At 48.7% G+C, this 556-nt stretch carries 1 protein-coding gene; it reads left to right on the plus strand.

Annotated elements, in window-relative coordinates; translation table 11 throughout:
- Nucleotides 1-275: 275 nt before the first annotated feature.
- Nucleotides 276-556: hypothetical protein (locus E1189_RS00570; RefSeq protein ID WP_155158200.1), on the plus strand; the 281-nt coding region annotated here is incomplete at its 3' end.

Raw genomic sequence — 556 nt, forward strand, 5'->3', positions numbered from 1 at the left:
GGGGAACGGGTTATTGAGTACCGTACAATGTCCAGCCAACAGCCTGAACCGAAAGGGCACACAAAAAAATCTGCCCGGCCACAGGATGATCGTCCCGCTCATCTGCCTGAAGAACCCAGCGGGCGAAGCTGACTTTTTTGTTACGCCCTCTAACAGCTTTAACAAAACATTTTCACGTACAGGGTGTCTGAAGAAAACCAATCACAACCCTGTACCTGAGACTTGAAATGGAATCATTAGCTTCTAAACATCAATCAAAAGTAAGCATGGAATACATGTCTCAGGCAGTTTCCAGTGCGCCAGTAAAGCCGACTGCAACCACCTGCAAGGAGATCGTACCCACAGGAGGTATTGAGAGCCCTGACCTGCCAGAGTCATCCGTTCACAAAAGGAAAGTAGAAAAAGTGCCTGATGCTTGTGCTATTAAGGCATTGCGAGAAGGCATCACTGAGGTAGCCTCACTCTTTACAGCAGCGTCAAAGTCAGCCAGTCATCAGTTGTTCCATCAGTACCTCTCCGACCTGCGGACCACTCTTGAGGCCTACGAAAGTCAAAC

Origin of the sequence: Parendozoicomonas verongulae (assembly GCF_009711465.1) — a bacterium.
GTDB lineage: Bacteria > Pseudomonadota > Gammaproteobacteria > Pseudomonadales > Endozoicomonadaceae > Sansalvadorimonas > Sansalvadorimonas verongulae.